The sequence below is a fragment of the Streptomyces sp. MK7 genome (assembly GCF_032658145.1).
Lineage (GTDB): Bacteria > Actinomycetota > Actinomycetes > Streptomycetales > Streptomycetaceae > Streptomyces > Streptomyces spiralis.
This window is the reverse complement of sequence record NZ_JAVACL010000039.1, coordinates 17,666-35,300: the sequence shown is the minus strand read 5'-3', so window position 1 is coordinate 35,300 and position 17,635 is coordinate 17,666. Positions and strand designations below refer to the sequence as shown.

Here is a 17,635-nt window from a genome sequence, read left to right as displayed (position 1 = left end):
ATGTATCCGACGGTTTAGATGCCGTCCCTTCGGCGCCCCAACGCCCTTTTCTTTACCGGGAGTTGGAACCCCTTACCTGGACGTTGGTCTTCCGCTTAGGATCCGCGCTCGTGTGCTGTCGCATTCGTACGCGCGCACGATTCCCCTAGGAGGAAGGGCACTGTTCTTCGTGTCTTCGTTAATACAACGCTCAACTCGGCGGCTTCGGTCGGCTGTTGCTCTGGCTGCTGGTCTGGTGCTGGTGGCGGGAGTGCCGGCGGCCGCGTCGGCTTCGGTGAAGCCGGATCCGACGGCGGCACCGTCGGCGCAGCCTGCGGCCGGCCCGGAGTCTCCGGATACGGCTGCGGCCGGGTCGCGGCCGGTGTCGGGTACGAACCCGTCGGCGGGGCCGCAGTTCAAGAAGTCCGGTACGACCTGGCGGGTGATCGCGCCGGAGGTGATTCTTCGGAACACGGTCACTGACGCGGACGGCGACAAGGCGAACCTGACGTTCGAGGTGTACACGGCGAACGCCGACGGCACGCCGGGGACGAAGGTGAAGCTGACCGACGCCAACACCTACGGCGTGCTGGTGTCGCCGTTCGTGGCGTCGGGGTCGACGGCGCAGGTGCAGGTGGAATACGGGCGCCTGAAGCCGCGCACCGACTACCTGGTGCACACCTCGGCCTACGACGGCAGCCTGTACGAGACGAACTGGTCGCCGTGGGCCAAGTTCCGCATCGAACCGTACGTGACGTTCCCGGTGGCTCAGGCGTCCTCGGGCATCGATTCCACGGCACAGACGATCGTGGAGTTCACCCGCACCGACCCGGGCGCGGCCCCGGCCGCCGCGGCCGCCTCCTCCCCGTCGTCTCAGGGAGCGACGCCGTCTTCGCCGGCCCTCGCCGACTTCGACAAGAAGGACTGCTCGAAGGCGGACAAGAAGGGCCGGAAGCTGTGCTTCGACATGCACAAGTCCGAGAAGGCGAAGAAGGTGAAGCGCCCCGAGCCGGGTAGGACGAGAGAGACGACGCAGGACTTCTCCACGAAGTCCGCCGCCTCCACCCCCGGCGGGAATCCGGCAGTTGACCTGGTCGACTGGTGCACCGATGCCGCTGACGGCCTGGACTACATGAACCGTACCGAGGCATGCCTGAAGGATCTCGGCGAAGGCGACCTGTACTTCTTCGACTCCGACCCGGAGGCCCCGGCGATCGGGCGGGCACACTTCAAGTTCGAGCAGCGGCTGAAGACGTACCGCAACAAGGCCGAGAGCGGCAGCGACTTCGCCGAGTTCGACCAGCAGATCGTGATCATCCCCACCTACATAGACCCCGCGTTGCAGGGCGTGACGATGAAGTGGAACCTCGACTCGTCATGCTCGGCCTGTGACAGCGCGGCCGTGCAGTGGCAGGACGACGGCGCGAACCCCACCGCCGGCGCGCACTGGACCTTTGACCCCACCAACACGTACTCCGGCCGGTGGGGGACGGTGGTGACGAAGTGGCTCGGCACGGGCAAGGAGCAGATCGACCTCGGCTGGTCGGTCACGGCGACCGTGGATGCCAGCGACACCGCGAGCGCCACCGCCGACTTCGGCACCAGCGGCGTGGACAGTGTGCGCGAGCTGGCGCCGCGCTGCGACAACATCACCCCCGGTGCGGTCACGCCGGGCTGTGTGTTCCCGTTCTTCAAGCCGACCTACACGGTGGACACGAACCTGTACCCGGCGGCCGGGGCGTACTACTGGCTGATGCAGGAGCGGATGCCCGACCACGCCGGAGCCAAGCGCTGGGATTCCCTGCTGCACTACCTGGGCCCGGACACCACGGTGAAGAACCCCAGCACCGGTAACCCGTGGACCAGTGGCGACAGCCGTGGTGTGGTGTGCCCGACCAGCTGGACCAAGCACCCCGCCGATTCGGTGGTGGGCTCGACCGACTGCGACGAGTACGCGCCCGCGTCCACGCACGAGAGCGGCGGTTTCCCCGGCGGCGTGAACCAGGTCACCAGCGGCGACCAGTGCGCGCAGCTCTACACCGACTGGACGTTCAACGGGGTCGGGGACGGCTCGGACGACTTCGGTCTCCTCGCCGACATCCGCACTGCGAAGAACGGCCCCTCGGGCACCGAGCGCTGCGGGCGGGCGGCGATCGACTCCGCGCAGAACCAGGGCGCGTTCAAGAAGCTGCAGCCGTCGGTGTGGCGTCTGCTCGACGATGACGGGTTCTTCGTCGACACGCCGGGCTTCGCGCACTGCTCGGGCGTCGCGGTGACCTGCACGTGGCGGAAGGTGTAGCAGCGAACGGCAGGAGGGGGCGGACCGGCCACGCCTCCGCCCCCTCCTACCCGGGTCAGCCGGTGACCGGCTCCCACTGGTCCTTCTGGCCGGGCTCGATTCCCGACTGCCACACCAGTACACCGTCGACCAGGCCGGGCTTGTCACGGGTGGCCATGGCCGGGTACTCAAGGCTGTCGGCGACCTCTTCCAGGTAGCTGGACAGGGAATCGAGCTCCTCGGTGTCGGTGCCGTAGTTGTTCTCTCCGTACCGGCTCCACTTGTAGAGCAGGCCGCCGGTGGCGTCGAGGTAGAGCACGAACGCCTGTGAGGTCCGGTGGTTGGAGAACACCGGTATCCATTCGGGCTTCCACAGCGGGATCCGCTCTTCCGCCGCGCCGATCTCCTCGTCCTCATGGTCGGCCATCCGGTCGCGGTAGAAGTCCGCCACCCGGTCCAGGGGGATCAGATCGTAGTTCCCGAGGAACACCCCGCGCAGGACGCTGCCGCCGACGGTCCGCCACAGCATGGTCAGCGCCTTTGGGATCGGCACCCGCACCGCATCCTGTACGGCCCTGATCTGGCCGGCTTCGGCCCCGGGAAGGAGCGCGGCGCAGGAGGCGGGGGCGTGCTCCTGTAGCCACGCCTGGATCCGCTGCCATGCCTGGACTACCTGCCGGGCCTCTATCGCATCGTCAACCGTCATCGTTCCGGGTCCCCTTCCCGTCGGTCATCTGCCGGGGTGTGATCGTCACCGTATCGCCGTGCCGCCTTCCCCATGGAAAAATGCCGGAGCGGCGCACGCGAGGGTCACCCTGCCCGGCATCGCCACCACGGGGGCCGCAGCCGCCGCCCTCACCCTGGCGTGGTGATGCGGGGTGGACGAGCGCGTCGACACGGTGCATGCCGACGCGCGGACCGCTACGTCCGGCGGTCTACCTGTGTGTTGCGGAAGGTGGTCAGGGCCGAGATTGCTCCGGCCTCGAACCGGTCCGTCGCAGTCGGAGGGCGATCAACGCGGTGAGCACGAAGACCGCGGCCTCGTAGGCCATCGCGTGACCGAACGCCGCGTTCGCACCGTCGGCCGGCGTGAAGTAGGCCGGCCCGGCCGCCGTCACCCCGATCGAGCCGCCGAGTTGCTGGGCCGTGGGCACAGCAGCCCGGACACCGAGCCCGCCGCGACGCCCCGCACACCCGCCAGCACCAGTGCGAACACCGCGGCTGTGAACACGCCGAACGCCGCGCCCCCGGCCGCCAGTACCGGCAAGGCCGCCCGGCCCCCGGGCCCGGTGCCGATGAGCGGTACGAGCGCCAGGGCCGTACCCGCCAGGACCAGCGCCGCGGCCGTCAGCGCAGTCGGTCCCAGGCGGCGGGAGAGGGCGGGGGCGGCGCCGCTTCCCAGCACAGCCGCGGCGGCGAACGGCACGGCGACCAGCGCGGCGGACAGCGCCGCAAGCCCGAGGGCGGACTGCAGGTGCAGGTGTACGAGGCACGGAGCCACGAGTGGTTCGGCGAGGTCCTCCCGTTCCCGGACGCCCCCCTGCACGATGCGATGCTGCTGCGACTGCGCCGGGACTGACGTCAGCGCCGGCAGGATGCCGCGTCACTGCCGGGCCCGCTCGACAGCGCCTTTCTCATCCAGCCGCCGAAGCTGGTAGTGCACCGACGACAAGCTGTCGCGTGTGCCCCTCTGCGGAGTTCGTCGCCGGCCCTTCTCCGTGAGCGCGTCCGGGGTTTCCAGCAAGGGCAGGCTGCCCCGGGACAGGCTGCTGGAGAAGGAGTCGACGCTCTTGAATCCAGCGGTGCCGCGGCCTGGGTCGCTCCCAGGAACTCGTCGAGGTCGCCGTCGACGGGGACGTCGGGCAGCGCGGGGCGGTGCGCCTGGCGCCGCGTGCTTGCCGCGGCCGGGGCCTGCGCGACTTTGCCGGCCCTTTACAACCTGTGCTGATCCTGTCTCGTCTCTCCGCTCGATCCGTCATGAAGCCCGCCCGGCCACCGGCTGGGCCGATCGAACGAAAGAGAGCGATTCATGCGCCGAACAGTCCTCAGCGCCATGGCAGCCGCCTGCGTCGCCGTGCTGGCGAGCACGGTGCCCGCGTTCGCCCATGGGGCGAGCGCGTCCCCGACCACGCGTTCCTCTTCCGCCTCCGAACCGTCGGCCCGGCCGGGCGCGCCGGCCGGCGCGGAGCCGAGCGCGGCCCCTACCCGGGAGCCGAGCCGGACGGCCGCCCCCGTGCCGACCGCCGCGCCGGGCAAGGGGCGCGGCCAAGTCGGCGTCGTTCCCAGTGGCGCCCCCGACACCGGCGTGACCACCAGCTCCGGCGGCTCCGGCTCGGACGGCATGCTGATCGGCGGTGGTGCCGCCGGCGCCATCGCGGTGGGCGGCGCGGCGGTCTTCCTCCTGCGCCGCCGACAGGCGACCGGGGCATGACCCCTCTCTCCAGGCGCGCGTTCGTCACTGCGGCGCCGGCCTCGCTCCTCGTGAGCTGCGCCGGCCACGGCGGCGACGGGGCGTCGGCCACCCGCCCCGGCGGCGCGCACGCGTCCGCCCGGTCCTCCACGGACGCCCCGAACGAGCCGTACGTGCTGGGCCGTTCGGTCCCGGCGCGGTTGCTGATCCCCGAGATCGGCGTCGACACGCCGGTCATGAGACTCGGACTGGCCCAGGACGGCAGCGTGCAGGTGCCCCCGATCACCGCGCATGACCAGGCGGGCTGGTACCAGCACTCTCCGACGCCGGGCCAGATGGGTCCGTCGGTCATCCTCGGTCATATCACGGTCGGTGCCTACGGGGACGGCGTCTTCCGTCACCTCGACCGGCTGCGCCGGGGCGACGGGATCACGGTGCGCCTGGAGAACGGCAGATCGGCCGAGTTCACCGTCACCTCCGTACGGACCGTCGCCAAGGCCGACTTTCCGACCAAGGCGGTCTACGGCGACGTCGACCGGCCCGAGCTGCGGCTCATCACATGCGGCGGACCCCGCACCGGCGACGGCTACCTCGACAACCTGATCGTCTTCGCCGCGCTGAGCACCGCGAGCCACTGACCTGCCTCCGCCCGCCCCGGTCCCGGGCCGATGGAACGTACTCCGTCGGTCCGGGATCTTTCCCACGGGCACCCTGCACGCGCCCCGGGCGCGACGAGTGCCCTCACCCCCCCATGGAGAGCATTGAAACGGTCCCGCGAGAAGGCGGCAGCAGAGCTGTTCGCCGCTCTCTACCCGCGCCTGGCCGGCTGGTGCCGCCGCCTCGTCGACGACGACGAGACCGCCCACGAGATTGCGTCGGAGGCGTTCACCCGCCTCTGGGCCCGCTGGACATCCGTGTCGGAGCCCCGGGGATTCCTCTACGTCACGGCCGCCAACATCGTCCGGGACCACTGGCGCAAACTGGAGCGCGAACGCAAGGCGATCCAGCGCGCCACCGTGGAGGCGTCCGTCCTCCCACCCACCGAGCAGACCGACCCCTCGGTCCGCCTGCTCGTCCAGGCGCTCCCCGAACGACTGCGCATACCGACCCTCCTGCACTACTACGCTGACCTGCCGATACGGGAGGTGGCCATGCTGACCGGACGCAAGGAAGGAACCGTCAAGGCCGACCTGCACGCGGCCCGCGAACTGCTCCGCGCCCACCTGAGGAGAAGCCTTGATCACATACAATGACGACGGTCCGGACGCCGAACCCGACGACCACCTCGCCGTCATCATGCGGCCGCCCTCCCAGCACCTCGCCCCGCCGCCCGGCCGGTACGAGGAGATCCGCCGTGGCGCGGCCCGCCGCCGCATTCTGCGCGCTGCCGTCACAGCCGGCGCGACCTGCACGGTCGCGGCCCTCCTCGCCCTACCATGGCCGCGCACCACGCAACAGGACCCCGCCTCCCCGACGGTTCCCCTCGCCCCGCCACCCGCGAGCAACCCCACGGTCCCACCGACCCTGGCCGAGCCGGCTCCCGCGGGTGTCACCCCGCGCCCCGGCGCCCGCCCCTCGACGGCTACGACGACCATTCCCACCCGCCCCCCGGCCACCACCGCCTCCCCCTCCACAACCCCGACACAACCCCGGCCTCCGGCCCCCACCCCACGCCGGCGCATGGCGGAGCCATCGACGGACCCGGCGCGCTCCGCGACCCCTTCCGCAGCCGGTACCCGCCCATGACTCCCAGGGCCGGCCACCGCCGCGGCCCCTGCGCTTGAGGGCGGCCCCGGCGATGCTCTGGGCCACACCGTCCTGGTACGAGATGGCCCACCTCTCGGGTTGGGTGCTCTCACCCAGGACGGTTGGACGTGCCCGCCGGGTGGCGGTGCGCACCAGACCGATGCCGTGCGCGCCGGGGGTCGGTGAGCATCCTTGCGAGGTGGGCGGTGGAGTCCGTGCCGAGCCCCAGTCGATACCGGTGTCCAGTCCGTCGTCGTCGGCGAGGCCGGCAGCGACGGCGTGAACGCGGTGCGGGGCAGGGCGGTGCGTCACTCCTTCACGGTCCGGTCGGTCCGGTCGGGCTGGGGCCAGGCGCAGGACGAGTACGGCGAGTGGGTGGCGCAGGGCTGCGGTGTCATCGGCAAGGTGGAGGCTCTTGCGTTGGTCGGCGTGCTGGGACGCGGTGTCCCACGATGAACAGGGAGAGCTTTTGAAAAGCAGCCTCGGCCCGGAGCGAGGTCCACCGCCCTCGGAACGCCGCTGGACGCCGACGCCCACTCCGGACCGATCGGCGGCTGGGCAAGGCCGGGTCCGGATCTCGTCGTCCTCCGGGGCCAGATCGGTATGCCCGGAGGACGGCGGGATCCGACGACCCGGGTTCCGCGCCGCGGTCAGCGGCCGGGATCCGGTTGTCCCAGCTCGTAGGGTGCCAGGACATCGGCGATCGTCCGGTTCCGTGGTGTGGGGATCCCGAACTCGCTGCCGAGGTCGGCGACGCTGCCGCTGAGCCAGGGCAGTTCCAGGCGGTTGCCCTGCGTCAGGTCGTTGTGCATCGAGGAGGTCATCGCGGCCGGCAGGGTGTCGCAGAACGCGAGCCGCTCATCGGGGAGGCCCGGGTCCAGCGCCACCCCGGCGGCACGGCCCACGTCCACGGCCTCCGCCATCACACCGCGCAGCAGTTCCCGGGTGTGAGCGTCGGAGCGGATCACCCCGATGGGCTGGCGCACGGCGGTCGTCGTGGCCGAGAGCCCCACCAGGAAGACGAACTTCTCCCAGATGACCCGTTCGATGTCGGAGCTGAGTTCCGCCTCGATACCGGAGGAGAGGCACGCGTCGAGAAAGGCGCCGGCGCGACGCGTGTCCGAGTTGTCGTAGGAGCCGAACACCACCTTCTGCAGCGTGCCGTGGTGGGCGACGACTCCTGGTTCCTCGATGACGGCTGAGATGTAGCAGACCGCACCCCACACGGCCTCCGCCGGCAGGTACCGGCGCAGCACCGCGTCCTTCCGGACACCGTTCTGCAGGGAGATGACACGGGTGCCCGCGTCCACGACGTCGCGCAGCTGGGCCGCGACGTTCTCGGTGTCCCACAGTTTCACGGCGACGAGCACCACATCGGCGGGTTCCAGTTCCGCGATGGTCGGCACCACCGATGTCGCCGGCACCTTGAGCTCGCCCAACGGGCTGCGGACCAGCAGCCCGCGTTCTTGTATGGCCTTCAGATGCCGGCCGCGGGCGACGAACGTGACCTCGTGGCCTCCTGCGGCGAGCCGGGCGCCGAAGTAGCCCCGACACCCCCTGCCCCCACGACGGCTATGCGCATGACGTGTTCCCTTCCTCGTCAGCGTCATCACGGTGATGACGCCCGACCCGGTGGCCCGTCGTGCGTGGCACCGCGTCGCTGTCCCGGGTGAGCGTCACGGGCAGGCTCCGGTGTCCCTGGGAAATGAACGAGGAAAGCGGCTCGATGCTTCCTGCGGGCCGGGCCAGTGCGAGGGAAGGGAAGCGTTCGAACAGTGCCGGGAGCGCGGTGGCCGCCTCCATACGGGCCAGCGGTGCCCCCAGGCAGTAGTGCACACCGTAGCCGAAGGCGACATGGTCCTTGTTCTCCCGGGTCGCGTCGAAGACTCCTGCGGTCGGGCCGTGGTGCTCGGGGTCCTGGCCGGCGGCCGCGTAGGAGGCCAGGATGGCGTCTCCCTTCGGGATGGTCGTGCCCGCGACGGTGATGTCCTCGACGGCGTAGCGCAGGGGCAGGTGGGCCACCGGGGCGTCGACGCGCAGGCTTTCCTCGATGACGTCGGTCCAGGCGACCTTGCCGGTGCGGACGAGGTTGTGCTGGTCCGGCCTCGTGAGCAGTGCGAAGACGGCGTTGTCGAGCAGGTTCACCGTGGTCTCGTGGCCGGCGGCGATGATCAGGAGGAGGGTGTCGATGACTTCTGTTTCGGTCAGTGCCTCGTTGCTGTCACCGGCAGAGATCAAGTAGCTCGTGAGGTCGTCCCCCGGCTGCCTCCTGCGGTGTTCGACCAGGTCGTTGAGCAGGCTGTAGGTGGTGTGGTAGTTGTCGGCGGCTTCCTGTGGGCTGAGTGCCGTGTTGAAGATGTTGTCGACGCAGGTGCGGATGCCGGCTGCCATGGAGCCCTCGGGAACGCCCATCAGCTGCGTGATCACCTGCACCGGGATGAGGTAGGCGAAGTGCTGCCGTAGGTCCACCACGCCGTTGACCGCGGTGCGAGGAAGATCGTCCAGCACACGCGTCACGATGCGCTCGACCTGAGGGCGCAGCTGCGCGGTCCGGTGGGCTGTGAAGGCCGGCGTGACCAGGCGGCGCAGCCTGCGGTGGTCGCTGCCGTAAGCGGTGAACATGTTGGTGACGGAGACCCAGGCGTACAGCGGCCACTGGGGGGTGATCTCCCCTGCGATGAACCGGGGCCAGTGCCGGCGGGGATCCTTCGAGACCCGCGGATCGGTCAGGAGCTGTTCGAGGGCGGTGTGGCTGGTGACCGACCACGCCGGGATGTTGCCGGGGAGCATCACTTTCGTGACGGGGCCTCGGGCGCGGAGCCGGGCACCCTCCGCCTGTATGTCGTGGCCTGTGGGGTCGAGAACGTAGGGACGCTGGTCGTGAGTTGACAACTGCCCGCCTCTCGTTGATGTCAGGTGGTTGTGCCGAATGGCTTCGGTGTCGCGCATGGGACGGGGTGAAACGGCCGGCCTGCACGGCTCCGTTCGCCCGCAGTCGCCGGGGGCTGCGGACGATCCTGCTCCATGGTCGAAGGGACGGCGATGCGGCCTGCTGCGGATTGGCCGGGAAGCGGATCGTGATTCAGGCCAGACCGTTGGTGGAAGGCCATGTGTGGGCGGCGGCGTCGGGGCGGCGCCCTTGGCGGCCTGTTCGTCGAATTCGCCGAGGACGGCCGTGGTCAACTTGGCTGAAACGGCGTTGCAGGCATCGGCCATGGGCTGAGTCGGGACGTCCCGCTTGAACAGGGACACGACGATCTGGGCGGCGGAGCGAGCGCGACGAACTGGTCGGAGGTGATCAGTCCTTGCGGAAGTCTGACGTCCTGCTGAGCCGCCGTGACCGGGGGAGTGCTGCCTGCCACGCCCCGCCGGCGGGACCTGGTGGCTGCGGGCGCGGCCCTGCTGCTGTTCGCCGCGGCGGCGGGGATCGGTCGCTGGCTGCAGCACGACAGCTACGTGCTCAGGTCGCAGTTCCCGCCACTGAAGGCTGGTGGCGCCCGCACACGGGACCAGGCACGCCGCTCACGGCGGCGGTCGCCATCCTCGTCGGGTAGGGTCCGGCCTTCGCCGAACGGCTGCCCTGGCGCACCTCCGTGAGACGGGGCTGGGGTGGAGGGCACGCCGGGGCTACCACCGGGTTGCGGATCTTCGGTGGTGTGTGGGACGGGCATCTGAGCTTGTTCGCCTGGTGGTTCGTCAGCCATGGGGTGGTGGGCGGCACCTTACGGCCGGGCCGGCCGGGTGAGACCGCTGAGGGCGTGCACCGACCAGTTCCAGGCCCAAGCCGTGAAGGCCGACCCCACTTCCCGCCGGTTCTCTTGCGGTGGCAGGATCATGGACGAGCACACGGGAGATCCCATGAACGATCAAGGCACCCCTGGCTCGGCAGAAGGCTTCAGCGTCTTCGCTGTCGACGCCAACTGGCCGGAATCACGGCAGGTCACGGGTCACGGCTACAACCGAGCCACCGGCGACATCCATGTGTACCTGTGGTTCGGCTCTCCGTACTTCGACCCTCAGGTCGAGCACGTCACGGTCTTCACCGCCTCGTCCGGCAATGCAGAGACCAGCGAGGCCCTGCAGCGGGCTTTCGAGATCTACTTCCACCCCGCGGAGGAATCCCCGGCCGGCCTGCCGGCCTCCGAACCCGTCATCATCACCACAGACGGGAAACCCGTGGCGTTCGAACTCTGGCGCAACAGCAGCCACCGTCACTGGGTCGCACGGGGATGCGTCGAGAGCACTGAAGTGGTCCTGTCCGGCACTGAGATCGAACCCAGGGAGCTCAGCCTGGTCCGCGTGAGCGACCTGACCTCGTTCTCGAACCCATTCGCGTCCCTTGGGTAACTGCACTACGCGGCGGCCCTCAGCCCACTGTGCGGGAAATGATCTCCGCCGATACGGGAAGCGACCTCCAACCCAGCTCAGCCATGGCAGGGCTGGGACGAGCCCGGTCCCGGCGATGAAGCCGTCGAGCAGGCTGGGCTGACACTGCGTGCGTTCGAAACGTGTGCGGGCCGGCCCGGCGAGCTCGTCGATGCTGCACGGGCCGAGGTTGCCCAGGCAGTTCTTCAGCCTGATCTTGCAAGGAACCCCGCCCCTTCAGGGGTGGGGGAAACTGCATCCTGAGCGGGGCGGCGCGGGGCGCCGCGGTATCGCTCGGTAAAGCTCCCACGACGGTGTCGCGGTCAGTGCGGGCGCTTCTGGTTCTCGATGTACTCCTTGACCACGGCCAGTGGCGCACCACCGCAGGAGCCGGCGAAGCAGGAGGGCGACCAGAAGTGCTCGCCCCACAGGTACTTGTTGATGTGGTCGGGGAAGTCCTGCCGCAGGCGCCGTGCGGAGACGCCTTTGAGGCTGCCGACGAGCCGGGACAGAGCGACGGACGGCGGGTAGCGGACGAGTAGGTGCACGTGATCTGTTTCGCCGTTGAACTCTTTGAGTTCCGCGCCGAAGTCCTCGCAGACCTTGTGCATGATCTCTTCGCAGCGGGTGAGGATCTGGCCGGTGAAGACCTCCCGACGGCATGAAGGACCTCCAGGCCCCACCCACTCTGTGAATGAACGGATCGCATGGCGGAGCATTGGCTCCGAGCTGGAACCTCGCCTGCAGAGCCAAACGATCGGCTCAGCGGATCCGGTCGTAGACGAGGGCCAGCGTGCCGTGCTCGCCCGCGGCCTGACTGACGAGTGTCCACTGCCCTGCGGGCAGACCGTCGTCGAAGAGGCGGGGCCCGCCGCCGAGGAAGACCGGGAAGATCGTGAGCGCCAGCCGGTCGACCTTGTCGGTCGCCAGCAGCGCCTTGATGACGCTGGCGCTGGAGAGCACGAGAATGTCACCGCCTTCGGTTGCCTTCAGGTCCCCGACCACCTCGGCGGCCGACTTGTCGACGATCGTCGCCCGCTCCCACGGCGCCTGGTCGAGGGTCGAGGAGAGAACCACCTTGTCGGTGTCGACGAGCCACCTCGCGAAGCCCTCGTCGCGCGGGTCGGCGCCCTCCATACCGATGACGGTGGGCCAGAAACCGAGAAATCCCTCGGCGTTGACCCGCCCGAGCAGGGCCGTCGTGGCCGACTGCCAGAGGCTCGTCAGGTGGTCGCGGGCGACGTCCGAGACGGCGTACGGCATCACCCAGCTCATGTCCAGCGGGTTGTCCGGCGCGGCGTAGTGGCCGTCGAGGGAGAGGGCCAGGTTGGTGACGACTCTGCGGCCGGCGGTCTGCTCTGTCATTTCATGCTCCTCGTGTCGGTGCTGTCGGTGTCGTGCGAGTCCGCGGCGAGGGTTGCCGCGAGCTTGTCCAGGCTCTGGCCGACTCCGATCTCGATGCCGGCGATGAAGTCCGCGGAGTCGATCGTGCTGTCCGTGATGTGCCAGTGGACGTCGAGGTCTGATCCTGTCTCGGCGGGCCCGAGGCTCATGTCGACGTGAGCGGTGAAGGCGGGGCGGCCGTCAGGAAGCAGTGGGGAGAGCCGGTACGCGAGGCGCTCGCCGGGGCGTACGTCGTCGACGACTCCCTCCGCGCGGCCGGCGATCAGGTGGGAACCATCGGTGTCTTCCGCGTCGCGGTACTCCTGGACGATCCGCCCACCGGGTCGCGCCTCGAAGACGAGCTCGGAGACGCGGAGGTCCTCGGGAGTCCACCAGTGCGCGAGCAGGACGGCCTCGGTCAGGTGGCGCCAGACCGACTCGGGGCGCCCAGTCAGCGACCGGTGGAACGTGAACGAGCGGTCGTCGGCCCATCCCGACTCCTTCGCGGCGAGCCGCTCCGCGTGGAGGCCGCGCTCGTAGCGGCCGTACGTCGCGTGCGGGCCGCTGACCTGTTCCGTGGTGTCGGCGATACGGCTGAGCGTGGCCGCCAGGTCCCGCAGGGGGCCGGGCCGTAGCGCGTAGATGCGACGCTGACCGGTGCGCTGGGAGGTCACGACACCGGCGCGTTCAAGGGTCTGCAGGTGCTTGGTCGTCTGCGGCTGGCGCGCCTCGGCGAGCTGGGCGAGCACGCCGACCGGCCGGGGTCGTTCGGCCAGCAGGTTGACGAGCCGCCAACGGGCCGGGTCGGCCAGTGCGGCGAGGAGTGCGTCCATGGGGAACAAGTATTCCTGGCAACGAATATTCGTGTCAAGGAATAAAAGAGGCTCAAGGTGGCCGGCGCGAGCCGTCGGCCTGGATCCGTGGACGACCGCGTGGCCAAGTCCGGCGACGCGTTCTGGGTGTCGTCCCTCGACGTCACGGACACTCCCGCCATCAAGGAGGTCGTCGGCCGCGCGTCCGCCGAGCTGGGGCACGCAGCCCGAGAGCCGGCGCCAGTGAAACATTTCCATAAACTATAAATATAAAAATGCTATGCTTCGAGCATGAGTCGTCAAGACACCGCTCCTGGCGCGTCCGCCGCCATCGGGGCAGCCCTCTACGGCCTGGCCACCAGGGCCGCGAGACGCCTGCCCCGGGACATGAGCCTGACGTCCGCCGCCACCCTGGCCACCCTGGACCGGACCGGCCCGCGGCGCATCACCGATCTGGCCGCGGTCGAGGGCGTCACCCAGCCCGCGATGACCGCCCTGGTCCGGGTGATGGAGGAGTCCGGCCTGGTCGAGCGGCGGGGCGACGCGTCCGACAAGCGGGTCACGCTGGTGTGCCTGACCGAGGCCGGCGCCTCCTATGTCCGGACGCGGCGCCAGGCGGGCGTCCACGCGTTCGAGCGGTTGATCGGCGAGCTCACCGGCGACGAGGTCGAGGCGCTGGTGGCGGCCCTTCCGGCACTGAAGCATCTGGCAGAGCTCGAAAGCCAGGACCGCGAAGGGCCGAAGCAGTGACCGGGCAGCCGGTCGGCGGGGTCGCGGTGAAGGCGTTCCCGGTGGCGCGTTCCGAGGCGCGGCTGCTGGTCCCCGCTCTGATGTTCATCGCTCTGGTCGTGGCGGCGGTCGCCAGCCTCGGGACGCCGCTCATCACCAGCGTGGCGACCTCGTTCCACGTCTCGCTCGGCAGCGCGCAGTGGACGCTGACCGTCGCGCTGCTCAGCGGCGCCGTCGCCACGCCGGTCCTGGGCCGGCTCGGAGCCGGCCCGCACCGGCGGGCCACGATCCTCGCCACGCTGGCGGTTGTTGTCGCCGGCAGCGCGCTCACCGTACTGCCGCTGCCGTTCGCGTGGCTGCTGGCCGGCAGGGCGGCCCAGGGCGTCGGGCTCGGACTGACGGCGCTGATGATGGGCGTGGCCCGGGACCACCTCCCTGAGGAGCGCAGCGCGGCCGTGATCGCCCTGATCTCGGTGGTCTCGATCATCGGGGCCGGCGTCGGCTACCCGCTGGCCGCACTGCTCGCCGAGCTCGGCGGGGTACGGGCCGCCTACGGCCTCGGCCTGGTCGTCACCGCCGCCGCCCTCCTGACCGCGTGGCGCTCCATGCCCGAAGCCCCCGAAGGCCGCTCCGCCCACGTGGACGTGGCAGGCGCGGTCGCACTGGCCGCTGCGCTGCTGCTGGTGCTGTTCCTCGCCGGCGAACGGGATCTGTGGAGCCGGCACCTCGCCGTGGCGGCGAGCCTCGCCGTCGTCGCGGTGGTGCTGCTCTGCGTCTGGGCCGTCATCGAGCTGCGCAGCACGACGCCCCTGGTCGATGTGCGGGCGGTGCGGCACCCGGCGGTCGCCGGCGCGAACCTCGCCATGTTCGTCGGCGGGATCGGCATGTACCTCCTGCTCACGCTCATCACCCGGTACGCGCAGACGCCGCACGGCGCCGGCTACGGCTTCGGGCTGACGACCTTCGTCGCCGGGCTGGTCCTCATCCCGTTCTCGGTGCTGGGGTTCGTCGCCGGCAAGCTCACGCCGCGGGTCCGGAGACGGATCGCCGACCCCCTGCTCCTGGCCGGCAGCGCCGTCGTGGTCGGCGGCGGGTTCGCCCTGTTCGCGGCGGCCCGGTCGGACCTGGCCGAACTGTTCGCGGCGATGGGCGTGCTCGGCTTCGGCGTCGGCGGCTTCTCGGCCGCGATGCCCGGCGTCATCCTGGCCGTCACCCCCAAGAGCGAGACGTCGAGCGCCATGAGCTTCAACTACGTCGTCCGCAGCGTCGGGTACGCCCTGGGCAGCGCCATCGGCGGCCTGATCCTCGCCGCGGGCACCGGCCCCGGCCACCTCTTCCCCGACGACAGCGCCTACACCACCGCGGCGCTGGTCGGCATCGGCGCCATGGCGATCACGACGCTGACAAGCCTCGCCCTCGCCCGCCGACGCTCGTCCGAGACCAACTCGTAAGTCAGATGCACTCATCCCAACACTGGAGGTTCCATGCCCAAGGGCTACTGGGTCAGCGTCTACCGCACCATTTCAGACCCTGAGAAGCTGGCCGCTTACAACAAGCTGGCCCGCCTGGCCGTCGAGGCCGGGGGCGGTCGGACCTTCGTCCGTGGCGGTCGGGTCGTGGCGCATGACGCCGGAATCGCCGAGCGCACCGTCCTGATCGAGTTCGACAGCTTCGAGCAGGCCGTCGCGGCACGCGAGAGTGCGGCCTACCAGGAGGCGCTGGTCGCCCTCTCCGACGGCGTCGAGCGTGACTTCCGCATCGTCGAAGGCATCGACTGACCGAGGTCCAGCCGGATCTTCACTGAGGGACTTTGTCGGGAATCTTGAGGACGGGCCGTTGACGATCGTGACCTTGCGTCAGGCCCGGGAACATGATGCCCATGTTCCCGGGGAGCTCGATATGTCCCTCCAGCCCCAGCCCCAGCCCCAGCCCGGATCGGAGATCCCGCCGCTGACCGCGGGGGTCGCCCGCGCCAGCAACCCCACGGCACTACCGCGATGTGGATCCGCGACCGCCTCGACGGCCCGTGGAACGACGAGGACTTCACCGCCTGGTACCCGCGCCATGGCCGCCCCGGGCTCCCCCCGCCCAGCTCGCCACGGTCTGCGTGCTGCAAGTACGTGCTGAACCTGTCGGACCGCCAGGCCGCCGAGGTGGTGCGCTGCCGCCTCGACTTCAAGTACGCCCTCGGCCTGGAGCGGGAAGACCCCGGCTTCCACCACAGCGTCCTGTCCGGCTTCCGCGACCGGCTCGCCGAGGGCGACCGCGCCGACCGGCTGCTGGGCCTCGCGCTCACCCGCTGGTCGGCGTGGTGGCGTGACCCCGTTTCAGGGTGCTCGTACTGGTCGTGGGCGGCAGTCTGTGGTGTAGATCGTCTGGCCGGGCGGTTTTGCCGATGAGTTCACCGTCCTCGAACGGTCTACCCGGCGACACGACCGTTCTCGACAGGAGTGCCATGTCCACCATCCAGCCAGTGATCCTGACTGCCGACCACGACGTCCTGCTCGGCTTCTATACGAAATTGTTCGGCGCCGAGGAGATCTTCCGGGTGCCGGAGGAAGGCCCGGTCTTCTACCTCGGCCTGCGCATCGGGGACACCGACCTCGGGCTGGTGGCCAAGGCGAACCCGGGGGACCGGGAGGCGTCGCGGATCCTGCTCAGCATCGGTGTCGACGACGTCGATGAGACGCTCGGCCGGGTAACGGCGCTGGGCGGCTCGGTCCGCGGCGGCCCCCACGACATGCCGTGGGGACAGCGCGTCGCCCACATCCTGGACCCCGACGGCAACCCGGTGAACCTCACCCAGCCGATCCCGGCTCAGTGACCCTGTTCCGGGTGCTCGGGCTGGTCGTGGGCTGCCTGCGGTAGAGATCATTTGTCGGTAGTGGCCTCGAAGCCGGTGACGCCCACGGGGTCCCCGTCGTCGTCCAGGCCGACAAAGCCCGGGTCAGTCGGGGCGCCGAGGCCGCCGGCGCGTAGGTGGGCCAGGATCCGGTGGCGGCGGGCGACGGTGATGTCGTGGGTGCCGCCGGGCCGGCCAGCCGATATCCAGATCGGCCGGCGCCGCTCGTCGGTCAGGGCAATCACGTGCAGGCCGTGGCAGCGGTGCTTGCCGGAGCGGTTCGGGCGGGACGCCTCTCCGGTGCGGCGCTGGGTGGGGATGAGGGTGCCGTCGATCGGGACGACCTTCCCGCCGTGCCGTGCGATCTTCTTCAGGGCGCGGTCCAGCCGCGGGGCCTTCGCGGCGGGCAGGGCGAACAACTCGCCGCGCCAGCGCCGGAGGGGGACTCCGGTTACGTCCCGGTCGCCGAGTTGATCGATCAAGGGCGGACGGTGAACTTCCCGTCGGGCCGCTGTGCCACCGGCCACGGTCGGCCGGCCTCGTCAACTTCCCGCGCAGCGACTGCAGCCTGCCCCGCATCCCCGTACCCAAGCCCAGCACCTCGCCGATCTGCCGGGTGGCGACCGGACCGGCGGCACCCCGCACGGCGGCCAGGATGCGCTGGTACACCACCGGCAACAGGAAACGTGGTACTCCACCGGCAACGCGGACTCGTTCACCCCCGGCGCACGGTCCGGGACCAGCCACACCGCCCGACCTGCCACCTGGACCACCGGCGATCCAGCCTGGGCCCGCTCGTCGGCGAGCTGCTCGCTTATCCGCTGCCACACCCGCACAGCCACGGCAAGCTCCTCCCGCTCGACCGGCACCTCCGCCAACGGCTTGACCAGCCGCTCTTCCAGTCCGTCCAACTCCGCACGCCGCGCGGCGATCCGCTCCAGCACCTCCCTCCCGGCCACGGCTTCGTCACCCCGTAGGGCCGGAAGCAGGGACCCGGACAGCAGTGGCCGGGAGGAAGGATTCCAAGGCATGACGAAGGCCCGGATACCCGGCGGCCGACGCGTTCGAGGGCGGTCCTGGCCCGGGTGCGC

At 70.2% G+C, this 17,635-nt stretch carries 19 protein-coding genes; 11 read left to right on the top strand and 8 right to left on the bottom strand.

Annotated elements, in window-relative coordinates; genetic code table 11:
• The first annotated feature begins 112 nt into the window (after positions 1-112).
• A complete protein-coding gene (locus R2S09_RS31235) occupies positions 113-2,278 on the top strand; it encodes a hypothetical protein (RefSeq protein ID WP_306191033.1) in 2,166 nt (721 codons plus the stop codon).
• Between the two features lie 55 nt (positions 2,279-2,333).
• On the opposite strand, the gene R2S09_RS31230 is transcribed toward R2S09_RS31235, so the two are convergent.
• A complete protein-coding gene (locus tag R2S09_RS31230; protein WP_316744619.1) occupies positions 2,334-2,963 on the bottom strand; it encodes an SMI1/KNR4 family protein in 630 nt (209 codons plus the stop codon).
• Positions 2,964-3,371: 408 nt separating this feature from the next.
• The gene (locus R2S09_RS31225; protein ID WP_316744617.1) at positions 3,372-3,803 is read right to left on the bottom strand and encodes a hypothetical protein; all 432 of its coding nucleotides are present in this window, start codon (positions 3,801-3,803) and stop codon (positions 3,372-3,374) included.
• 483 nt (positions 3,804-4,286) lie between these two features.
• On the opposite strand from R2S09_RS31225, the gene R2S09_RS31220 reads away from it, so the two are divergent.
• The 4 genes from R2S09_RS31220 (at position 4,287) to R2S09_RS31205 (ending at position 6,869) form a co-directional block, all read left to right on the top strand.
• Positions 4,287-4,688: a sortase-dependent protein gene (locus R2S09_RS31220; RefSeq protein ID WP_306191036.1), complete on the top strand. Its 402-nt coding sequence runs from the start codon at positions 4,287-4,289 to the stop codon at positions 4,686-4,688.
• Entirely contained in the window at positions 4,685-5,305 is a 621-nt protein-coding gene (locus R2S09_RS31215) for a class F sortase (protein ID WP_306191037.1), read from the top strand. The genes R2S09_RS31220 and R2S09_RS31215 overlap by 4 nt, the downstream gene beginning before the upstream one ends.
• Positions 5,306-5,428: 123 nt before the next feature.
• Positions 5,429-5,920 carry an RNA polymerase sigma factor gene (locus tag R2S09_RS31210; RefSeq protein ID WP_306191038.1) on the top strand — a complete coding sequence of 164 codons (492 nt, stop codon included), beginning with the start codon at positions 5,429-5,431 and terminating at the stop codon, positions 5,918-5,920.
• A gap of 796 nt (positions 5,921-6,716) precedes the next feature.
• Positions 6,717-6,869, top strand: coding sequence for a hypothetical protein (locus R2S09_RS31205; RefSeq protein ID WP_316744615.1), 153 nt, complete (start codon positions 6,717-6,719; stop codon positions 6,867-6,869).
• A 194-nt stretch (positions 6,870-7,063) separates the two neighbouring features.
• Here R2S09_RS31205 and R2S09_RS31200 read toward each other — a convergent pair whose 3' ends face one another.
• Together R2S09_RS31200 and R2S09_RS31195 are read right to left on the bottom strand one after the other, a co-directional pair.
• Complete coding sequence (locus R2S09_RS31200) at positions 7,064-8,023, bottom strand: 2-dehydropantoate 2-reductase (protein WP_316744614.1); 960 nt, start codon at positions 8,021-8,023, stop codon at positions 7,064-7,066.
• The gene (locus tag R2S09_RS31195) at positions 7,986-9,362 is read right to left on the bottom strand and encodes a cytochrome P450 (RefSeq protein WP_316744613.1); all 1,377 of its coding nucleotides are present in this window, start codon (positions 9,360-9,362) and stop codon (positions 7,986-7,988) included. Before R2S09_RS31195 ends, R2S09_RS31200 begins: the two co-directional genes overlap by 38 nt.
• Positions 9,363-10,247: 885 nt before the next feature.
• On the opposite strand from R2S09_RS31195, the gene R2S09_RS31190 reads away from it, so the two are divergent.
• Entirely contained in the window at positions 10,248-10,760 is a 513-nt protein-coding gene (locus R2S09_RS31190) for a hypothetical protein (protein ID WP_306191041.1), read from the top strand.
• Between the two features lie 341 nt (positions 10,761-11,101).
• On the opposite strand, the gene tnpA is transcribed toward R2S09_RS31190, so the two are convergent.
• The 3 genes from tnpA to R2S09_RS31175 are packed head-to-tail and all read right to left on the bottom strand — an operon-like array spanning position 11,102 to position 12,994.
• Positions 11,102-11,497 carry an IS200/IS605 family transposase gene (gene tnpA / locus R2S09_RS31185; RefSeq protein ID WP_306191042.1) on the bottom strand — a complete coding sequence of 132 codons (396 nt, stop codon included), beginning with the start codon at positions 11,495-11,497 and terminating at the stop codon, positions 11,102-11,104.
• Positions 11,498-11,540: 43 nt separating this feature from the next.
• The gene (locus R2S09_RS31180; RefSeq protein WP_306191043.1) at positions 11,541-12,143 is read right to left on the bottom strand and encodes a dihydrofolate reductase family protein; all 603 of its coding nucleotides are present in this window, start codon (positions 12,141-12,143) and stop codon (positions 11,541-11,543) included.
• Complete coding sequence (locus tag R2S09_RS31175) at positions 12,140-12,994, bottom strand: metalloregulator ArsR/SmtB family transcription factor (RefSeq protein WP_306191044.1); 855 nt, start codon at positions 12,992-12,994, stop codon at positions 12,140-12,142. The genes R2S09_RS31180 and R2S09_RS31175 overlap by 4 nt, the downstream gene beginning before the upstream one ends.
• Positions 12,995-13,360: 366 nt before the next feature.
• On the opposite strand from R2S09_RS31175, the gene R2S09_RS31170 reads away from it, so the two are divergent.
• From R2S09_RS31170 to R2S09_RS31150, 5 genes are all read left to right on the top strand, one after another.
• Positions 13,361-13,723, top strand: coding sequence for a MarR family winged helix-turn-helix transcriptional regulator (locus tag R2S09_RS31170; protein ID WP_014173936.1), 363 nt, complete (start codon positions 13,361-13,363; stop codon positions 13,721-13,723).
• Positions 13,720-15,153 carry an MFS transporter gene (locus tag R2S09_RS31165; protein ID WP_316744611.1) on the top strand — a complete coding sequence of 478 codons (1,434 nt, stop codon included), beginning with the start codon at positions 13,720-13,722 and terminating at the stop codon, positions 15,151-15,153. The genes R2S09_RS31170 and R2S09_RS31165 overlap by 4 nt, the downstream gene beginning before the upstream one ends.
• A 33-nt stretch (positions 15,154-15,186) precedes the next feature.
• A complete protein-coding gene (locus R2S09_RS31160) occupies positions 15,187-15,480 on the top strand; it encodes a DUF1330 domain-containing protein (RefSeq protein WP_306191046.1) in 294 nt (97 codons plus the stop codon).
• Between the two features lie 219 nt (positions 15,481-15,699).
• Positions 15,700-16,101 (top strand): transposase, encoded by a 402-nt coding sequence (locus R2S09_RS31155; RefSeq protein ID WP_316744609.1) that lies wholly within the window; start codon positions 15,700-15,702, stop codon positions 16,099-16,101.
• Positions 16,102-16,157: 56 nt separating this feature from the next.
• Complete coding sequence (locus tag R2S09_RS31150) at positions 16,158-16,526, top strand: VOC family protein (protein ID WP_316744608.1); 369 nt, start codon at positions 16,158-16,160, stop codon at positions 16,524-16,526.
• A 47-nt stretch (positions 16,527-16,573) separates the two neighbouring features.
• On the opposite strand, the gene R2S09_RS31145 is transcribed toward R2S09_RS31150, so the two are convergent.
• Positions 16,574-17,026: a transposase family protein gene (locus R2S09_RS31145; RefSeq protein ID WP_316744606.1), complete on the bottom strand. Its 453-nt coding sequence runs from the start codon at positions 17,024-17,026 to the stop codon at positions 16,574-16,576.
• Positions 17,027-17,635: the final 609 nt, after the last annotated feature.